17 protein-coding genes and 1 pseudogene are annotated in these 17,279 nt (G+C 74.7%); 12 read left to right on the forward strand and 6 right to left on the reverse strand.

Features of this window, described 5'->3' with window-relative positions:
* Positions 1–18: 18 nt before the first annotated feature.
* Complete coding sequence (locus Nocox_RS41945; RefSeq protein ID WP_020542948.1) at positions 19–489, reverse strand: ATP-binding protein; 471 nt, start codon at positions 487–489, stop codon at positions 19–21.
* Positions 490–615: 126 nt separating this feature from the next.
* Positions 616–2,901, reverse strand: coding sequence for a xanthine dehydrogenase family protein molybdopterin-binding subunit (locus tag Nocox_RS41950; RefSeq protein ID WP_020542949.1), 2,286 nt, complete (start codon positions 2,899–2,901; stop codon positions 616–618).
* 104 nt (positions 2,902–3,005) lie between these two features.
* Here Nocox_RS41950 and Nocox_RS41955 point away from each other — a divergent pair, with 104 nt between their 5' ends.
* The gene (locus Nocox_RS41955) at positions 3,006–3,455 is read left to right on the forward strand and encodes an MSMEG_6728 family protein (protein ID WP_020542950.1); all 450 of its coding nucleotides are present in this window, start codon (positions 3,006–3,008) and stop codon (positions 3,453–3,455) included.
* On the opposite strand, the gene Nocox_RS41960 is transcribed toward Nocox_RS41955, so the two are convergent.
* Positions 3,371–3,808 (reverse strand): hypothetical protein, encoded by a 438-nt coding sequence (locus tag Nocox_RS41960; protein WP_020542951.1) that lies wholly within the window; start codon positions 3,806–3,808, stop codon positions 3,371–3,373. The genes Nocox_RS41955 and Nocox_RS41960 overlap by 85 nt on opposite strands.
* Complete coding sequence (locus Nocox_RS41965; RefSeq protein WP_020542952.1) at positions 3,805–4,914, reverse strand: carboxymuconolactone decarboxylase family protein; 1,110 nt, start codon at positions 4,912–4,914, stop codon at positions 3,805–3,807. The genes Nocox_RS41960 and Nocox_RS41965 overlap by 4 nt, the downstream gene beginning before the upstream one ends.
* Positions 4,915–5,079: 165 nt before the next feature.
* Between Nocox_RS41965 and Nocox_RS43885 the strand changes: the two genes are divergently transcribed.
* From Nocox_RS43885 to Nocox_RS42005, 8 genes are all read left to right on the forward strand, one after another.
* Entirely contained in the window at positions 5,080–6,288 is a 1,209-nt protein-coding gene (locus Nocox_RS43885; protein ID WP_026214294.1) for a sensor histidine kinase, read from the forward strand.
* Positions 6,285–6,962: a response regulator gene (locus Nocox_RS41975; protein ID WP_020542954.1), complete on the forward strand. Its 678-nt coding sequence runs from the start codon at positions 6,285–6,287 to the stop codon at positions 6,960–6,962. The genes Nocox_RS43885 and Nocox_RS41975 overlap by 4 nt, the downstream gene beginning before the upstream one ends.
* A gap of 13 nt (positions 6,963–6,975) precedes the next feature.
* A complete protein-coding gene (locus Nocox_RS41980) occupies positions 6,976–7,575 on the forward strand; it encodes a sulfite oxidase-like oxidoreductase (RefSeq protein WP_020542955.1) in 600 nt (199 codons plus the stop codon).
* 1 nt (position 7,576) lies between these two features.
* Entirely contained in the window at positions 7,577–8,305 is a 729-nt protein-coding gene (locus Nocox_RS41985) for a ferredoxin reductase (protein ID WP_020542956.1), read from the forward strand.
* A gap of 1 nt (position 8,306) precedes the next feature.
* The gene (locus tag Nocox_RS41990; protein ID WP_020542957.1) at positions 8,307–8,573 is read left to right on the forward strand and encodes a DUF6510 family protein; all 267 of its coding nucleotides are present in this window, start codon (positions 8,307–8,309) and stop codon (positions 8,571–8,573) included.
* A gap of 169 nt (positions 8,574–8,742) precedes the next feature.
* Positions 8,743–10,149: an LCP family protein gene (locus Nocox_RS41995; RefSeq protein WP_020542958.1), complete on the forward strand. Its 1,407-nt coding sequence runs from the start codon at positions 8,743–8,745 to the stop codon at positions 10,147–10,149.
* A 31-nt stretch (positions 10,150–10,180) separates the two neighbouring features.
* On the forward strand, positions 10,181–12,865 hold the full coding sequence (locus tag Nocox_RS42000; protein WP_020542959.1) for a helix-turn-helix transcriptional regulator: 2,685 nt from the start codon (positions 10,181–10,183) through the stop codon (positions 12,863–12,865).
* A gap of 4 nt (positions 12,866–12,869) precedes the next feature.
* A complete protein-coding gene (locus tag Nocox_RS42005) occupies positions 12,870–13,769 on the forward strand; it encodes an alpha/beta fold hydrolase (RefSeq protein WP_246649697.1) in 900 nt (299 codons plus the stop codon).
* Positions 13,770–13,835: 66 nt separating this feature from the next.
* Here Nocox_RS42005 and Nocox_RS44365 read toward each other — a convergent pair whose 3' ends face one another.
* Positions 13,836–14,006, reverse strand: coding sequence for a DUF3073 family protein (locus Nocox_RS44365; RefSeq protein ID WP_020542961.1), 171 nt, complete (start codon positions 14,004–14,006; stop codon positions 13,836–13,838).
* An 86-nt stretch (positions 14,007–14,092) separates the two neighbouring features.
* On the opposite strand from Nocox_RS44365, the gene Nocox_RS42015 reads away from it, so the two are divergent.
* The 3 genes and pseudogenes from Nocox_RS42015 to Nocox_RS42025 form a co-directional block, all read left to right on the forward strand.
* Positions 14,093–14,425 carry an ArsR/SmtB family transcription factor gene (locus Nocox_RS42015; RefSeq protein WP_020542962.1) on the forward strand — a complete coding sequence of 111 codons (333 nt, stop codon included), beginning with the start codon at positions 14,093–14,095 and terminating at the stop codon, positions 14,423–14,425.
* A 60-nt stretch (positions 14,426–14,485) separates the two neighbouring features.
* Positions 14,486–15,364: a 1,4-dihydroxy-2-naphthoyl-CoA synthase gene (locus Nocox_RS42020; protein ID WP_020542963.1), complete on the forward strand. Its 879-nt coding sequence runs from the start codon at positions 14,486–14,488 to the stop codon at positions 15,362–15,364.
* A 43-nt stretch (positions 15,365–15,407) separates the two neighbouring features.
* A pseudogene (locus tag Nocox_RS42025) lies at positions 15,408–16,160 on the forward strand (aminoglycoside phosphotransferase family protein); the annotation flags it as partial.
* 74 nt (positions 16,161–16,234) lie between these two features.
* Here the strand turns inward: Nocox_RS42025 and Nocox_RS42030 are convergent.
* The gene (locus Nocox_RS42030) at positions 16,235–17,146 is read right to left on the reverse strand and encodes an NADP-dependent oxidoreductase (protein WP_020542965.1); all 912 of its coding nucleotides are present in this window, start codon (positions 17,144–17,146) and stop codon (positions 16,235–16,237) included.
* Between the last annotated feature and the right edge of the window lie 133 nt (positions 17,147–17,279).

A 17,279-nucleotide genomic window follows, 5' to 3' on the forward strand; every position in this document is an offset into this window, starting at 1 on the left:
ATCCCCGCGAACGACGTGTCAGGTCCCGGGACGGATCGGCACCACGGCGCACGCCGCGCCCTCGCGGGGCAGGGCGAACCAGGTGCCCTTGCCCACCAGCTCGGGGTGCGTGGCGTACCGCTGGGGGTGGCAGCCGTAGAAGCCGTCGGAGAGCCGGGCCACGATGCGCAGGCCGCGCCCGTGCTCGGCCTCCAGGTCGGGCGGCGCGGGGGCGGGCGGGGCGGGGCCGCCGTCCACGACCACGCACACGACGTCCTTGGCGTCCACGTGCAGCAGCAGCTCATACGGGGCCTCGCCGTACATGAAGGCGTTGGTCACCAGCTCGCTCACCATGAGCACGGCGTCGTCGACGAGGTCCGGGCGCAGGCCGAGGGCCGACAGGTGGCGGCGGATGACCGTACGCGCGTGGGCGACCGTCCGGGCGTCCTCCCGCAGCGGCCACACGTACCGCGTCCCGCGCCGGCGGGGCGATCGCAGGGTGGTCGTCATTCCGTCTCGCTTCCGGGGGTTCACGGGTGAACTGAGGCGGCTGTCGAAACGTGTACGCACGAGACGGCCGTCCGGCTCGATGTTTCCGGTGAGAAATCGCGAACGTCAGGAAAGGCGAACGGAACCTCAGCGGTCGCGCAGCAGCGACCACACCACCGCCGGGGTCAGCGGCACGTCCGTGACCCGGCCGGCGATCTCGGGAAGGGCGGCGGCGACCGCGTTGGCGACGGCGGCCGGCGGGCCGATCGTGCCCGCCTCGCCCACCCCCTTCATGCCGCCCGGCGTGATCGGCGAGGGCGTCTCCAGCAGGACGACCTGGATGTCCGGAACCTCCCGGGTGGTCGGCAGCAGGTAGTCGATGATCGGCTGGCCCTCCTCGGTGTAGCCGATGTCCTCGGTCAGCGCCTGCCCGAGCCCCTGGGCGACGCCGCCGTGGATCTGGCCCTCCACCACGGCGGGGTTCACCAGCACGCCCGCGTCGTTGACAGCCCAGTAGCGCTCGACCTCGACCGCGCCCGTCTCCGGGTCCACGGCGACGGCCGCCGCGTGCGCGCCGTAGGCGTAGGTGTAGCCGGGCGGGTCGTAGCTGACCCGCTCCTCCAGTCCTGGCGGCATGCCTGGAGGCAGGTCCCAGCCCCGCCAGGCGGACGTGGCCAGCTCGCGCAGCGGCACCGACGCCTGCGGGTCGCCCTTGACCCGTACGGCGTCGCCGGCGATCTCCAGGTCCTCCTGCGCGGCCTCCAGCCGGTGCGCGGCGATGGCCACCAGCTTGTCCCGCAGCCGCGCCGCCGCCTGCACCAGCGCCCCGCCGCCGAGCGTCAGCGCCCGGCTGGCGATCGACCCCACCGACGAGTACGGCGTCGCCGCCGTGTCCCCCAGCACCACCCGCACCCGCTCCAGCGGCACCCCCACCCGGTCGGCGGCGAGCTGCGCCAGCGCGGTCTCGATGCCCTGGCCCATGCCGACCACGCCCGAGGAGACGACCACCGAGGCGTCCTGCTCCATCCGCAGCACCGCCGTCTCGTAGCCGCCGGCCTGCACCCCGATGGCCCTGAGGTCGTCGGACGGCCCCATGCCGGTGCTCTCGACGTGGCAGGACCAGCCGATGCCGCGCCGCCTGCCGTCGTCCTTGACCACCGGCTCGACCAGGTCGCGCAGCGTCCGCAGGGCGCGCGGATAGTCGCCGGAGTCGTAGCGCTGGTGGACGCGGGTCACGCACGGCAGCTCGTCCGGCCCCAGCAGGTTGCGCAGCCGCAGCTCGACCGGGTCGACGCCGAGCCTGCGCGCGGCCTCGTCGATCAGCCGCTCCCTCGTCAGGGTCCCCTCCGGCTGGCCGAAGCCGCGGTAGGAGCCGGTGGGGGTCGTCGTGGTCACCACGGCCCGCACGCGGACGGCGGCGCGCTCGAACCGGTACGGCCCCGGCAGCATCGTGGCGGTCACCGCCGCCGTCGAGGCGCCCGCGTTCGACGGGTGGGCGCCGAGGTCGGCGAGCACGTCCGTCTCCAGCGCGAGGAAGCGCCCGTCGTGGTCCAGGGCCAGCCGCGCCCGGTGCACGGCGGCCCGCGCGGGCAGGGTGGCGAGCAGGCGGTCCCCCGGGGCCTCCGTCCAGGCCACGGGCCGGCCGAGGCGCGTCGCGGCCAGGCAGACCAGCGTCTCGTCCGGGTAGACGTGCTCCTTGGCGCCGAAGCCGCCGCCGGTGTCGCCGGCGATCACCCGTACCCGGTCGTGCGAGAGGCCGAGCGCCTCGGCCAGGTGCTCGCGCACGTGGTGCGGCGCCTGGGTGGAGATGTGCACGGTCAGCTCGTCGCCGGACCAGTCGGCCACGACGCCGCGCGGCTCGATGGGGTGCGGCGAGACCCGCCCCATCCGGAACGTCATCTCCACCACGTGCGGCGCCGCCTCGATCACGGCCGCGCAGTCGTCGTCGCCGAGCCGGAAGTCGGTGACGACGTTCGTGCCGAGGTCGGGGTGGAGCAGCGGGGCGTCCTCCGCCGCCGCCCGCTCCACGCCGACCACCGCGGGCAGCTCGGCGAGCTCCAGGTCGACGAGGTCGGCGGCGTCCCTGGCCGCCTCGGGGGTACGGGCGACGACGAGGGCGAGGGGCTGGCCCGCGTACCTGATGGTCTCGTCCAGCACCGGGTAGCCGGTGAGGCGCTGGCCCGGGGCGAGGTTGACGCAGGGCAGGCGGAGGCCCGCGGCGTCCGAGGGGACGATCACGTCGAGCACGCCCTCGGCCGACCAGGCTCCCTTGGCGTCGCAGCCGAGCAGCCGCCCGTGGGCGATGGGGCTGCGGATCACGTGCGCGTACGCCTGGCCGGGCAACCGGACGTTGCCGACGTACCTGGCCCGCCCGGTCAGCAGCCGGGCGTCTTCCCGTCGCGGCGTCCTGGCGCCGACATATCCGTCTCCCATGGGCCGATTGTGAGCGCGCTCCGGCGGGCGGTCCATACGATCCACGGGTAGACCCAGGTCAGAGGGGGTGGCCGATGCAGACGTTCCTGCCTTATCCGGATTTTGTGGCGACCGCGGAGGTGCTCGACCCGCTACGGCTCGGCAAGCAGCGGGTGGAGACCCTGCAGATCCTGCGCGCCCTCACGGTCCCCGGGTACGGCTGGCGGCACCACCCCGTCGTCAAGATGTGGGCCGGGTACGAGGAGGCGCTCATCCGCTACGGCCTGGAGGTCTGCGACACCTGGTGCGCCCTGGGCCGCGCCGACACCTGCGCGGCCACCATGACCGCCGAGCTGGCCCGGCTCCGCGGCACCCCCGAGATCCGCCGCCAGCCCGAGCTCGCCACGGCCGGCGAGCTGCCGCCCTGGCTCGGCGACGAGGCCCTGCACCGCAGCCACCGGTCGGCCCTGCTGCGCAAGGACCCGGCCTACTACCGGCCGAAGTTCGGCGACGAGGAGCCGGACGACCTGGAGTACGTCTGGCCCCGTTCCGACCGCCTCCCGCCCCAGGCGTAGCCCACGCGGGTGAGCTGGAAGACGCCCGTGCCGAACATCATCACCCCGAGGGGCACGTGAAGCGTCTTCACGTGCATCATGCCGAGAATCGACACCACGACGGTCGCCACCATGAGCAGGGCCGCGGGCGGGACGTACGTCACCGGCGCGCCGCCGCTCCGCCAGGCCAGGAGCGCGGCGGCGAGGTGCAGGACGCCGACGACGGCCAGGACCACCGCCGACGCCATGTGCGCGGCGCGACCGCCCGGCTCGGACAGCAGCAGGCCCGCCGTGACCGCCTGGAACAGCAGCGCCACCACATGCAGCGGCACGACGACCCTGAGCGCCCGCAGGGTCCAGTGGGGAGTGCTCATGATCGTCCTTTCGCGACGGGGGCCGGGAGGCCCGCGGTGATCAGGGTCTCGGCCCGCTCGGTCGCGAGCATCGCCCCATGAGCGACGAGCCGCACCAGCGCGGCGTCCCCGGCCACGAGAGGCCGCGAGACGTCCGCGCCGGGCACGCGCCCGGCGGCGGTCGTGGCGGCGATCCGCTGCGCGGCGTCCGTTCCTGGGTCGCGCCAGGCGGCCACGTCGGCGTCCGTCACGCGGTACGGGGCCAGCGCCGCGAGCAGGGCCAGCCGGGCCGCGGGCCGGTCGGCGGGCGGGAGGCCGGCGAGCGGCCCGTCCAGCCAGGCGTTGCCCATCGGCGGGTGCTCGCCGTCCCACGCGGCGACCGCGCCGGCGACGGCGGCACGGGCGGCGGCGCTGAGCAGGTCGCCCCCGTCGCCCGCGACCGTGCGCAGCGCCGCGTAGGCGACGCCCGCGGGCGTGCCCCCGGCCCAGCCGGGCGCGGGACGCCCGCCGAGGTCGGCGATCAGCGGCAGGCTCGCGCCGCCGGGCAGCCGCCTGCGCACCGCCCGCGCCATCGCCCGCCCGCCCACGCTCCGCACCAGCCGCGACTTCTGCAGGTTGCCCGGCAGCAGGTTCTCGGTGAGCAGCGCCGAGGCGACCCGGTTGACGAAGTGGAAGGTGAGCGCCGTTCCGACGTACTCGGGCGCCTGCTCGGCGGGGAACGGCGCGGGGCCCCGCTCCTTGGCCCAGGCCAGCAGCCGCGCGTGCCCGGGATCGTCAGGGACGCCACCGGCGGCGACGGTCTCGGCGAGCCGGTGGTCGCCGGTCGCGTGCAGCAGCGTGGTGTGCGCCGCCACGCAGAACGGGCACCGGTTGGCCAGCGACACCCCCAGCGCCACGACCTCCTTGCCGGTGCGTGAGACGTCCCCCGCGAGCAGCGTCTCGCGCAGCGCGGCCCAGGTGGCCGCCAGCACCTCGGGCGCGGGCGACAGCGTCAGGAAGACCGCCATGCGCGCCATGCCGAAGTCGTCGGCGAGCTGCCGGTACACGTCGGCGACCCGCCCGGTCGCGGCGTCGGGCGGCACGGGGGTCACGTAGCGGAACTGGCCCCTGTTTCTGGTCGTGTCCATGCCGGACATCGTGCGGCCCCGGCCGGCTCGCGGTCGTCGTGCCGCCGGATGCATCTCCCCGTACGCCGGCGAACCGGGACGCCCGCCGCGTACTACGCCGGAAGTAGCCGGAGATTACGCCCTTCTGCGGAGGATCGCCGCCGGGAAAAACCCTAATCTGCAGAGGTGAGGTATCTGGAGCGCTTGGGGCCGTCCGCCCAGGACGCGCTGCTCGCCGGGGTCGTCGCCGTCATGCTGACGGTCAACGTGCTCGCCGGCGCGGCGGGCGATAGCCCGGCCGGCCGCACGAACGGCCTCGCGAACGGCCTCGCGATCGGCCTCGCCATCGACCTCGGGGCCGTCCTCGCCGGCTCGCTCGCGCTCGTGGCCTGGCGGCGGGCTCCCCTGACGGCGCTGGCCGTCAGCACGGCCGCCATGCTCGGCTACGCCGTGCACGCCCAGCCCGGCCCGCCGGCCGCGTTCCCCGTGCTGATCGCGGTGTTCGGCGCGGTCAGGCACGGCCACCGCCTGCTGCCCGCGCTCGCCGCCGCCGTCTTCCTGGGCGCGGGCCTCGCCGCCGACCTCGCCACCGTCACCAACCGGAGCGACAAGGAGATCCTCCAGAGCACGACGCTGCTGCTCGGCTGGTTCGTGGCGGCGGGGGTGGCGGCGACGGTGACGCGGCACCGGCAGGCGTACCTGGAGCAGGCCGAGCAGCGGGCCGCCGAGGCCGAGCGCACCCGCGAGGAGGTCGCCAGGCGGCGGGCGGGCGAGGAGCGGCTGCGCATCGCCCGGGAGCTGCACGACTCGCTCACCCACAGCATCTCCGTCATCAAGGTGCAGGCCGGGGTGGCCGTCCACCTGGCCCGCAAGCGGGGCGAGGAGGTCCCCGCGGCGCTGCTGGCGATCCAGGAGGCGAGCGGTGACGCCATGCGCGAGCTGCGCGCCACCCTGGAGGTGCTGCGCGACGACACCCCGCAGCCGCCCGCCGTGGAGGAGGACGTGCCGAGCGGGCTGGACCGGCTCGACGACCTGGTGCGGCGGGCCCGCTCGATCGGCCTGCCGACCACGGTGACCGTCTCGGGAGCCCGGCGCGCGCTGCCGCCTGAGGTGGACCGGGCCGCGTACCGGATCGTCCAGGAGGCGCTCACCAACGTCTCCCGCCACGCGGGAGCGGCGGCGGCCCGGGTGCGCGTCGAGTACGCGGACGCCGAGCTGGTGGTCCAGGTGGACGACGACGGCAGGGCGTCGGCCGGCGAGCCCCCCGTCCCCGGCACCGGCCTGCGCGGCATGAGCGAGCGCGTGACGGCGCTCGGCGGCCGGCTGCGCACCGAGCCCCGCCCCGAGGGCGGCTTCACCGTCCACGCCGCGCTGCCGCTGCGGGAGCCGGCGTGATCCGCGTGCTGCTCGCCGACGACCAGGCGCTCATCCGCGGCGGCTTCCGCGCCCTGCTGGAGGCCGAGGACGACCTGGAGGTGGTCGCCGAGGCCGCGAACGGCGAGCAGGCCGTCGCACTGGCCCTGGAGCACCGCCCCGACGTGGCGCTGGTCGACATCCAGATGCCGGTCATGGACGGCATCGAGGCCACCCGCCGCATCGCCGCCGACGAGCGCCTGTCCGGCACGCACGTCGTGATCCTCACCAACTACGGCCTCGACGAGTACGTCGTCAACGCCCTGCGCGCCGGCGCCGGCGGCTTCCTGGTGAAGGACACCGAGCCCGCCGACCTGCTCCAGGGCGTGCGCGTGGCGGCCCGTGGCGACGCGCTGCTGTCCCCCGCGATCACCCGCCGCCTGATCGGCGAGTACGTCTCCCGCCGCCCCGGCCCGTCCCCCGAGGCCCTGGGCGTGCTGACCAACCGCGAGCGCGAGGTCACCGCGCTGGTCGCCCGCGGCCTGTCCAACGACGAGATCGCCGCCCATATGGTGATCAGTCCCACCACCGCGAAGACGCACGTCAGCCGGGCGATGACCAAGCTCCGCGCCCGTGACCGCGCGCAACTCGTGGTGTTCGCCTACGAATCCGGGCTGGTCGCCCCCCGGCATGGTGGAATGGACGTGGATCACTAGGGAGGAGCGCTTCGTGGGCATCGTTTCGCGCGGCTTCCAGGGGAGGCGCAGGGACGACGACGACCGGCTGCCTCCCGGCCAGTACCTCGTCGAGGACTTCCCCGTGCTGTCCGCCGGGCCGACGCCGCGGGTGCCGCGCGAGCGGTGGGAGTTCACCGTCGGCACGGAGGACGGCCGGACGCACCGCTGGACGTGGGACGAGCTGATGGCGCTCCCCCAGGAGACGCCGACCGTCGACCTGCACTGCGTCACCAAGTGGTCAAAGCTGGGCACCACGTGGCAGGGCGTCTCCCTCGACGTGCTCTTCGAGGACGTCGAGAGCGCCGCCGACCACGCCCTGGTCCACTCCTACGGCGGCTACACCACCAACCTGCCGGTGGAGGACCTGCTCGACGGCAAGGCGTGGATCGTGCACCGTTTCGACGGCGAGGAGCTGGCACCCCAGCACGGCGGCCCCGCCCGGCTGCTCGTGCCGCACCTCTACCTGTGGAAGTCGGCCAAGTGGGTGCGCGGCATCCACCTGCTCGACGAGGACCATCCGGGCTTCTGGGAGACCGCGGGCTACCACAACTACGGCGACCCGTGGCGCGAGCAGCGTTACGAGGGCGACTGAGGTGCGCGGCCGCCTGCCCTGGCGGGCCGCCCGCCTGCGCGAGGTCAGGGTGGAGACGGCCACCGCGCGCACGCTCGTGTTCGAGGTGCCCGGCTGGCCGGGCCACCTGGCGGGCCAGCACGTGGACGTGCGGCTGACGGCCGGCGACGGCTACACGGCGCAGCGCAGCTACTCGCTGGCCGCGCCGCCGGACGGCGAGCTGGTCGCGCTGACGGTGGAGACCGTGCCGGACGGCGAGGTGTCGCCGTACCTGACCGAGGTGATGGAGCCCGGCGACCTGGTCGAGATCCGGGGGCCGGTGGGCGGCTGGTTCGTCTGGCGGCCGGCGAGCAGGGCCCCGGTGCTGCTGGTCGGCGGCGGGTCCGGGATCGTCCCGCTGATGGCGATGATCAGGGAGCGCCGGCGGGTGGGCAGCCGGGCGCCGTTCCGCCTGGTCTACTCGCTGCGCGACCCGGAGAGCCGCTACTACGCCGAGGAGCTGCGCCGGCCCGATCCCGGCCTGGACGTCACCTACCTCTACACCAGGGCCGCGCCCGACGGCGTGTCCCGCCCGGCCGGGCGGGTCACCCTGGCCGACCTGGCGGAGGGCGGCTGGCCGACCGGGTTCGAGGCCGACTGCTACGTGTGCGGGCCGACCGGGTTCGTGGAGGCCGCCGCCGACCTGCTGCTGGCGCTCGGGCACGCGCCGGAGCGCGTCCGTACCGAACGATTCGGCCCGACCGGAGGGTGACATGACCGCTGACCACCTGGACGGCAACGTCCTGGCCGGCCCGCTCGGCGAGCTCTTCGCCGTGGACCTCACCGCCGCCACCGGCCGCTGCGTCCACTGCGGGCGCACCGGCCCGGTCGGCGAGATGCGCGTCTACGGGCCGGAGCCCGGCCTGGTGGCCCGCTGCCCCGGCTGCGAGGAGGTGCTGATGCGGCTCGTCCGCGGCCCCGGCGCGGCCTGGCTCGACCTGCGCGGCGTGGTGTCCCTGCGGGTGCCCCTGCCCGAGTGAGCATGGCGGGCAGGTGAACATATCGGGTCCTCTCGGCCGTACGTCCGGGACCGGGCCCGCACGGCCCTCCGACTGAGTACACTCGGGCTCGATCCACGGCCGAGATCTGTACGGCGAGGCTCTTGGCCAGGGGGCGGCCTCCCTTCGGCCCTGTCCCTTGGGGAGTCACGTGAGCAGCGGGCTTGTCGACGCGCCGCCCTCCGGGCCGGGCGCGCAGCCGCGCCGGCGCCGCCGCTGGCTGCGGTGGGCGCTGGCGATCTCGGTGACCGTCGTCCTGCTGGTGGTGGGCGTCGCGGTCGGCGTGCTCGCCAAGCTCAACGGCAACATCAAGCACGAGGCCGTCACCGCCGACGACCTCGGCACGACCCGCCCGCCCAAGGTCGCCGGCACCGCCATGAACGTCCTGGTGGTCGGCTCCGACCAGCGCGACGGCAAGAACGCCAGGTACGGCCGCTCCATCGCGGGCGAGCGCACCGACACGATCATGCTGATGCACGTGTCGTCGAAGCGCGACAACGCGATGGTCGTCAGCTTCCCGCGCGACTCGCTCGTGCAGCTTCCGGCCTGCCGGGCCGTGGGCGCGTTCCCCGGGCAGCGGGCGCACCTCGGCATGATCAACGAGTCGTTCAACTCCGGCGGCATCGGCTGCACGTGGAAGACGATCGAGCACCTCACCCACATCCGCATCGACCACTTCGTGAAGGTCGACTTCACCGGCTTCAAGGGCATCGTCAACGCCCTCGGCGGCGTCGAGGTCTGCCTGCCGCAGCGCGTGGACGACAAGAAGGCGCTGCTGCACCTGCCCGCCGGCCGGCAGAAGCTCAACGGCGAGCAGGCGCTCGGCTACGTCCGCGCCCGCTACAGCTTCGGCGACGGCTCCGACATCGGGCGCATCCAGCGGCAGCAGATGTTCATCGCCTCGATGGTGAAGCAGGTGATGAGCGGCGAGACGCTGACCGACCCGGCCAAGCTGTTCGGCCTGCTCGACGCCGCCACCAAGGCGGTCACCACCGACCGCGACCTGACCACCGGTGTGATGAAGGACCTCGCCACCAGCCTCCAGGGGCTCGACGTCGGCAAGATCCGGTTCATCACGACCCCGTGGCACTACTCCCTCACCCAGCCGGGCCGGGTGGAGTGGACACAGCCGCAGGCCAACCGGCTGTTCCAGATCGTCGCCAAGGACCAGAGCGTCGAGGGCGTCAAGGGCGGCCAGGCCAAGGTGGGCCGCTCCAAGATCCAGATCGAGCTGCGCAACGGCACCTGGCGCGGCGGCCTCGGCACCCAGGTCGCCGCCTTCCTCGAACAGCGCGGCTACCACATCACCAAGATCGGCGACACCGCCCGCAAGCCGTACGCGAAGACCACCGTCCTCTACGGCCCCAACGGCGAGACCCGCGTCCCCACTCTCACCGGCGACCTGCTCGGCGCGACGCTGCGCGAGCTGCCCGCGGCCCGGACCAACAACCTGGTCCTGGTGATCGGCGACGACTGGAAGGGTTTGAAGGCGCTGCGCGCCGACGACAGCGAGGCGATCAAGGGCTTCGACGCCACGCACGACTCCTGCGCCACCTGACGACCGTTCCGCGCCGGATAAAGTCCTTTTCGTGCTTTATGGGAGAGCTGGGGAGACCACCGCCGTCACCGCTCTGCTCGACTCGGCCCGCGACGGCGAGGGCGGCGCCCTGGCGCTGCGCGGGCAGGCCGGCGTCGGCAAGTCCGCCCTCCTCGACCTGGCCGCCTCCCTCGCGGTCGCGGACGGGATGCGGGTGCTGCGCGCCGACGGCATCGAACCGGAGTCCGACCTCGCCTTCGCCGCCCTGCACCAGCTCCTGCGGCCGGTGACCGGCCTCCTGGACGCGCTGCCCGGCCCGCAGCGCGACGCGCTGTCCGCCGCCCTCGGCCTCGCGGACACCCCCCACTCCGACCGGTTCCTGGTGGGGGCGGGGGCGCTGTCGCTGCTGGCCGAGGCGGCGGCCCCGGACGGGCTCCTGTGCCTGGTGGACGACGTCCAGTGGGTGGACCGGGCCTCGGCCGACGCCCTGCTGTTCGCGGCCAGGCGGCTGCGCACCGAGCGCGTCGCCGTGCTCTTCTCCGTCCGCGGGGACGCGCCGCTCACGGGCGTGCCGGAGCTGCGGGTCGGCGGCCTGGACGAGGAGAGCTGCGCCGCCCTGCTCGCCACGGGCGGGCCCGTCGCCCCGGACGTCGTACGGCGGCTGGCGGCCCTGACCGGGGGCAACCCGCTCGTGCTGCGCGAGGGCGTGGCCGCGCTGTCGCCCGCGCAGCTCGCCGGGCAGGCGCCCCTGCCGGATCCGCTGCCCGGCGGCGAGCAGCTGTTCGGCGAGCAGGTGGCCAGGCTGTCCCCGGCCGCCCGCCGGTTCCTGCTGCTCGCGTCCCTGGAGGCCGACCTCGCCCTCGTCGTACGGGCCGGAGCGGCCGCCGCGGAGGTGCTGCACGAGGTGGAGGCCGCCGGGCTCGTGACCGTGGCCGACGGGACGGTCAGGTTCCGGCATCCGCTCGTCCGGTCGGCCGCGCACGCCGCCGCCACGTCCGCCGAGGTGCGGGCCGCGCACGCCACCCTGGCCGGCCTGGTGACGGGCGACCGGCGGGCGCTGCACCTGGCCGCGGCCGCCCTGGGCCCGGACGAGCCGATCGCCGCCGAGCTCGCCGCCGCCGCCGGGCGGGCCCGCGAGCGCGGCGGCCACGGGGACGCGGCCACGGCGTTCGCCCGCGCCGCCGAGCTCACCCCCGATCCCCTGCGCAGGGCCGGACGCCTCAAGGACGCCGCCACCGCCGCCTGGCTCGCCGGCCGTCCCGGCCAGGCCCAGAGCCACCTCGCCGAGGCCCGCGAGCTCGCCGAGCGCGGGGAGAGCGGGGAGGGCGGGCTGCTGGAGGAGATCGCGCAGCTGCGCGGCCGGTTCGAGCTGAACAGCGGCGACGCCTCCGAGGCCGTCAGGATCCTCTCCGCGGGCGAGGGCATCGAGCTGCTGGCCGACGCCTCCGAGGCGGCCGGTTATGTGGGCGACGTGCCCGCCATCGTGGAGCTGGGCCGCCGGGCGAGCAGGCACCCGCCCGGCTTCCTCCGCGACGTGGTGACCGGCATCGGCGCCATGCTGGAGGACGGCAGCGGCGGCGAGCTGCTGCGCGGGGCGCTGGCCCGGACCGGCGAGCTGAGCCTGGCGGCGGAGCTGCTGTGGGCGTCGGCGGCGGCGAGCTATCTCGGGGAGTCCGACGTCTCCGCCGAGCTGGTCGAGCGGGCCGGGCGCGTGGCCCGCGTGTCGGGGATGGTGGGGCAGCTCCCGGTCGTGCTGGAGTTCGTGGCCACGGGCGAGCGTTTCAAGGGCCGCCTGGCCGAGAGCGCCGCCGTCGCCGAGGAGGGCCTGCAGCTCGCCCGCGAGGCCGGCTACACCAACTCGGTCGCCGCCCACCTCGCCAACCTGGCCGTCGTGGCCGCGCTGCGCGGCGAGGAGGAACGCTGCCGCGACCTGGCGGAGGAGGCGCTCGCCATCGCCGTCCCGCACCGGATCGGCCTGCGCGCCGGCGTCGCCGGGTACGCGCTGGCGCTCCTGGACCTCGGCCTCGGCCGGTACGCGGCGGCGCACGCCCGGTTCGCGGCGCTCGCCGCGGCCGGACCCGGCGCCGGCCATCCCACGGTGACCTGGCGCTCCACCCCGGACCGGGTGGAGGCCGCCCTCGCGGCGGGCGAGCACGCGGACGCGGCGGAGGCGCTGGCGGCGTACGAGCGGTGGGTGGCGCACGCCGTCACCGACGAGGCGCGGGCGCTGCTGGCCCGCTGCCGCGCCCTGCTCGCCGCCCCCGGAGCGGACGCCGAGCTGTTCGAGGAGGCGCTGAGCCGGCACGGCGAGCCCGTGGAGCGGGCGCGCACCGCGCTGCTGTACGGCGAGCGGCTGCGCCGCGCCCAGCGGCCCGGCCAGGCCAGGAACCACCTGCGGGCGGCGCTGGAGACGTTCGAGCGGCTGGGCGCGGCCCCCTGGGCGGAGCGGGCGCGCGGCGAGCTGCGCGCGGCGGGTGAGGCGGCGGCCCGGCCCGCGGCCGGCGACCCCGAGACCGTGCTGACGCCGCAGGAGCTGCGCATCGCCCGGCTGGTGGCGGAAGGCGCCTCCAGCAAGGAGGTCGCGGCCCGGCTGTTCCTCAGCCCGCGCACCGTGGAGTACCACCTCTACAAGATCTATCCCAAGCTGGGCGTCACGACCCGTACCGAGCTGGCCCGGCTGCTCGTGACGGCCAGTAGTCCTACGGAAGGCGTCCGCGCCCGCGCCCGGCAGGGTTGAGCCCATGACAACGAACATGATCGAGATCAACGGCGGGGACCTGTGGACCGAGGAGTTCGGGGACCCCGCGCACCCGCCGATCCTGCTGGTGATGGGGTCGATGTCGCAGGGCGTCCTGTGGCCGGACGAGCTCGTCGGGCGACTGGTCGCCGCGGGCCGCCGGGTCATCAGGTACGACCACCGCGACACCGGCCGCTCCGCCACCTTCGACTTCGCCGAGCAGCCGTACACCTGGCACGACATCAGGGACGACGTGCTGCGGGTGATGGACGGGTACGGGCTGGAGTCCGCGCATCTCGTCTGCCACTCGGCGGGCGGCCTGCTCGGCCAGTTCATCGCCGTGGAGCGGCCCGAACGGGTGCGCACCCTCACCGTGATCGGCTCCTCGCCGCTGGGCGGGCACGAGGGCGCGACCATCCTGCGGGCGCTCACCGGGCAGCCGCAGCCGGAGGGGAGCCTGCCGCCGCCCCGGCCGGAGTTCGTGGCGTACTACACCAGGATGATCACCGCGCCGCCGCCCGCCGACCGGCGCGAGCAGGTGCGGCGGATGATCGACGAGGCCCGGGTGCTGCACGGCACGGCGCTGCCGTTCGACGAGGACGCCGAGCGCCGGCTCCAGGAACGGGTGCTGGAGCGGGCCCGGGACCTGTCGTCCGTGACCAACCACCGCCTGGCGCACGCGGCCTGCCCCGACTTCGAGCCTGAGGGCGTGCTCGGGCGGGTGCAGGCGCCGACGCTGGTGATCGAGGGCACCCACGAGCCCGCCAAGCCCGGGCACGGAGCCCTCATCGCCGAGCGGATCCCCGGCGCGGAGCTGCTGATGATCGACGGGATGGGGCACACGATGCCGCCCCAGGTCCACGCGGAGCTGGCCGCCGCGATCATCCGTCACACCGCGCCGTGACCCGCCGGGTGGGTCGCCGCCCGGCTCCGGCGCCGCGGGCACGCCCGCCCGGCCGGGCCGGGCGGGTCATCGCCCGCGCTCGGACTCCTGCTCCGAGGCCGTGGACGGGTACAGCTCCTCGCGCCGCGTGTCGGCGCCCAGCTCCTCGCGAAGCCGGTCGTAGTCGATGTTGTGGTTGGCGTACTTCAGCTGGCGAGCGACCTTCGTCTGCTTCGCCTTGGCTCTTCCTCGGCCCATGGCTACTCCCTAGTCCCCGCCGCCATACTATCCAACGACGTTACGACTTGAAGAATTATGCAACCGCACTGGATTAGTCTTGCAGTATGCACGTGGAGGTCTATCAGGCCAAAGCCGACTTCTTCCGTACGCTCGGCCACCCCGCTCGCATCAGAGTGTTGGAGCTTCTTCAGGAAGGGCCCCTACCCGTCAGGGACCTGCTGGCCCAGATCGACATCGAGCCGTCGAGCCTTTCCCAGCAGCTCGCGGTCCTGCGCAGGGCGGGGATCGTGAGCGCCATCCGCGAGGGCAGCACGGTGGTCTACACGCTGGCCACGCCCGAGCTGGCCGATCTGCTCGGCGCCGCCCGCCGGATTCTCACCGACATGCTCGCCGACCAGGGCGAGCTGCTCGCCGAGCTGAGAGCCGAGGTCACCTAGCGGGGCCGCCGCGCGGTGGGGCCGAATGGGCGGAGGGCCAGATCAAGTAGGCTCCTGGCCATGGTCTCCGAGCTGTTCGATCCCAAGGCGTGGCAGGCGGTCGAGGGATTCGACTTCACCGACATCACCTACCACCGGGCGGTCGACCAGGGCACCGTGCGCATCGCCTTCAACCGTCCCGAGGTGCGCAACGCCTTCCGCCCGCAGACGGTGGACGAGCTCTACCGGGCACTCGACCACGCCCGGCAGACGACCGACGTCGGCTGCGTGCTGCTCACCGGCAACGGCCCCTCGCCCAAGGACGGCGGCTGGGCCTTCTGCTCCGGCGGCGACCAGCGCATCCGGGGCAAGGACGGCTACCAGTACGCCGACGGCTCGGCCTCGACCGGCCGCCTGCACATCCTGGAGGTGCAGCGGCTCATCCGCTTCATGCCGAAGGTCGTGATCTGCGTGGTGCCCGGCTGGGCCGCGGGCGGCGGCCACAGCCTCCACGTGGTGGCCGACCTCACGCTGGCCAGCGCCGAGCACGCCCGCTTCAAGCAGACCGACGCCGACGTCGCCAGCTTCGACGGCGGCTTCGGCTCGGCCTACCTCGCCCGCCAGGTCGGGCAGAAGTTCGCGCGGGAGATCTTCTTCCTCGGCGACACCTACACCGCCGAGGACGCCTGCCGCATGGGCATGGTCAACGCCGTGGTGCCGCACGCCGAGCTGGAGAGCACGGCCCTGGAGTGGGCCCGCAAGATCAACGGCAAGTCGCCGACCGCGCAGCGGATGCTCAAGTTCGCCTTCAACCTGATCGACGACGGGATGGTCGGGCAGCAGGTGTTCGCGGGCGAGGCCACGCGGCTCGCCTACATGACGGACGAGGCGGCCGAGGGGCGCGACTCGTTCCTGGAGAAGCGCGAACCCGACTGGTCGCCCTTCCCCTGGCACTTCTAGGGCCGCCGGTCGCCCATGAGGATCGTGGTCCCTGAGGCGCTGACCGCCTCGCACGTCAAATGGGACGGCGAGGCCGGCCGCGCTCAAGCTGCAGCCGGTCAACGACGAGAACGCCACCGAGGCCGTGGGCCTCGCCGCCTGGGACGGCGACGGCGTGGTCCGCCTGCTCGCCGCCGACCCGGCGACCGGCACCCTGCTGCTGGAGCGCCTGCACGCCGGGCGCTCGCTGTCGGCGCTGCCTGACGACCTCGCGGCGCTGGAGATCCTCACCGCCCTCCTCGCCCGCCTGGTCTCCCGTCCCGCCCCGCCCGGCCTGCGCCGCCTGGCGGACATCGCCCAGGACCTGCTCGACGACGTGGACCAGGCGCACACCGCGCTGCCGCGCGAGCGGGACCGCCGCCTGCTGCGCGACTGCGCCGGCGCGCTCGCCGAGGTCGTGGCCGAGCCCGGCGACCGGCTGCTGCACTGGGACCTGCACTACGACAACGTGCTGGCGGCCGACCGCGAGCCGTGGCTGGCCATCGATCCCAAGCCGCTGGCCGGCGACCCCGGCTTCGACCTGCTGCCCGCGCTGCGCAACCGGTGGGACGATTTGGTGGCCACCGGCGACGTGGGGCGGGCGGTGCTGCGCCGCTTCGACCTGATGGCCGCCGGGCTCGGCCTCGACCCCGCCCGCGCGGCCCGCTGGACGCTCGGCCGGGTGCTGCAGAACGCCCTGTGGGACGTCGAGGCCGGGGCGGACCACCTCGACGAGACGCACGTCACGCTCGCCGCGGCGATCCAGCACCGGCTCTAGGCCCTCGGCACGGCCGCCGGCCTCAGGTCCTCGGCACTGCCGCCGCCCTCAGGCCCTCGGCACGGCCGCCGGCCCTAGACCGTGAGGACGATCTTGCCGCGGCCGTGGCCGGTCTCGATCTCGCGGTGCGCGTCCGCCGCCGCCTCCAGCGGGTACGTCCGCCGCACCGTCCAGGCGAAGCGCCCCTCCGCGTACAGCCGCGCGTAGCGCCCCAGCCGCTCGGCCGTGCGCTCACCGCGCGTCACCTGCACGCCCAGCCCGGCGGCCCGCCCGTGCTCGACCAGCGTGACGACGCGGCCGGGGTCGGCGACCAGTTCCAGGGAGACGTCCAGCGCGTGGCCCCCCGCGCCGTCCAGGGCGGCGTCCACGCCGCCGGGCGCGAGGGCCCGCACCCGGTCGGCCAGCCCCTCGCCGTACACGACCGGCTCGGCGCCCAGCTCGCGCAGGTGGTCGTGGTTGACCTCGCGGGCGGTGCCGATCACCCGCACCCCGCGGGTACGGGCGATCTGCGCCGCGGCCGTGCCGACGGCGCCGGCCGCGCCGTGCACGAGCAGCGTCTCCCCTTCCTTCAGCCCGAGCTGGTCGAGGGCCAGTTCGGCGGTCTGCACGCCCGCGGTCAGCCCGCCCGCCACCTCCCACGGCACGCCGGACGGCTTGGGGGCCACGTCGGCGGCGTCCACCACGACGTACTCGGCGTAGGCGAACAGCCGGGAGAAGCCCAGCACCTCGTCCCCGGCGGCCACGCCGCGCACGCCCGCGCCGACCTGGTCCACCACCCCGGCGAACTCGTTGCCCGGGATGCGCGGGAAGTCCACCTCGCCCAGGTACGGCGGCAGCCAGCCGCCGCGCACCGCCGCGTCGAAGGGCTGCACACCGGCGGCCCGTACGCGCACCCGCACCTGGCCAGGACCCGCCTGCGGGGCGGGCAGCTCCATCACCTTCAGCACCTCGGGGCCGCCCGGCGTGGCGAACGCCGCGGCCCTCATCGACTCACTCATGGGCCCAGCGTGCTACCTCAACCGAGGTTGAGATCAAGTCCATCCGACTTTGTATCCCATTTCGGGAACTTTCCTCTTTACTCGTACTTTATCTAGATATAGTCCGTCGAGACATCGATAC

This window comes from Nonomuraea coxensis DSM 45129 (assembly GCF_019397265.1).
Taxonomy (GTDB): domain Bacteria; phylum Actinomycetota; class Actinomycetes; order Streptosporangiales; family Streptosporangiaceae; genus Nonomuraea; species Nonomuraea coxensis.

Bases quoted from the DNA above. Each gene is read 5' to 3' on its own strand.
- Nocox_RS41960 (WP_020542951.1), bottom strand. From the start codon at position 3,808: ATGAGCACTCCCCACTGGACCCTGCGGGCGCTCAGGGTCGTCGTGCCG.
- Nocox_RS41990 (WP_020542957.1), top strand. From the start codon at position 8,307: ATGACCGCTGACCACCTGGACGGCAACGTCCTGGCCGGCCCGCTCGGC.
- Nocox_RS42020 (WP_020542963.1), top strand. From the start codon at position 14,486: ATGGTCTCCGAGCTGTTCGATCCCAAGGCGTGGCAGGCGGTCGAGGGA.
- Nocox_RS42015 (WP_020542962.1), top strand. From the start codon at position 14,093: ATGCACGTGGAGGTCTATCAGGCCAAAGCCGACTTCTTCCGTACGCTC.
- Nocox_RS42030 (WP_020542965.1), bottom strand. From the start codon at position 17,146: ATGAGGGCCGCGGCGTTCGCCACGCCGGGCGGCCCCGAGGTGCTGAAG.
- Nocox_RS41950 (WP_020542949.1), bottom strand. From the start codon at position 2,901: ATGGGAGACGGATATGTCGGCGCCAGGACGCCGCGACGGGAAGACGCC.
- Nocox_RS44365 (WP_020542961.1), bottom strand. From the start codon at position 14,006: ATGGGCCGAGGAAGAGCCAAGGCGAAGCAGACGAAGGTCGCTCGCCAG.
- Nocox_RS41965 (WP_020542952.1), bottom strand. From the start codon at position 4,914: ATGGACACGACCAGAAACAGGGGCCAGTTCCGCTACGTGACCCCCGTG.
- Nocox_RS42005 (WP_246649697.1), top strand. From the start codon at position 12,870: ATGACAACGAACATGATCGAGATCAACGGCGGGGACCTGTGGACCGAG.
- Nocox_RS41945 (WP_020542948.1), bottom strand. From the start codon at position 489: ATGACGACCACCCTGCGATCGCCCCGCCGGCGCGGGACGCGGTACGTG.